Annotated in this window: 1 protein-coding gene; it reads left to right on the top strand. The window is 49.6% G+C overall.

The window, feature by feature from the left end; genetic code table 11:
* A partial coding sequence (locus R7R78_RS28035; RefSeq protein ID WP_225474843.1) for a tryptophanase occupies positions 1 to 587 on the top strand: 587 nt, incomplete at both ends.

Here is a 587-nt window from a genome sequence, read left to right as displayed (position 1 = left end):
TGGTAGAAACGATTGAAGAGCATGGCTCGAAGAACATCTGCGCCATCATCACGACAGTGACGTGTAACAGCTCGGGTGGCCAACCGGTATCGATGGAAAACATGCGCAGCGTGTACGAAATTGCCACCAAATACGATATCCCAGTGGTGATTGACTCGGCTCGCTATTGTGAGAATGCTTATTTCATCAAACAGCGTGAAGAAGGCTACGCTGACAAGTCGATTTTGGAAATCATTCGTGAAATGTATCAATACGGCGATATGCTCACGATGTCTGCCAAGCAAGATCCAATGGTGAACATTGGTGGCATGTGCTGTATTCGTGATCATCAAGAGTTGTTCCAAGCGGTGCAAACGCGCTGCGTTCCTATGGAAGGTTTTGTCACTTATGGTGGCATGGCTGGGCGCGATATGGAGGCTTTAGCCCGTGGCTTGTATGAGGGCGCGGATGAAGACTTCCTGCATTATCGAATCAGTCAGGTGCAATACTTGGGCGAGCGTCTGCGGGAGGGGGGAATTCCAATCCAATATCCAACTGGTGGCCATGCAGTGTTTGTTGATGCGGCGAAAATATTGCCGCACATTCCA

This window comes from Vibrio sp. 2134-1 (assembly GCF_033339495.1).
The sequence above is the reverse complement of the archived record's forward strand: the minus strand, read 5'-3'. Positions and strand labels throughout refer to the sequence as shown.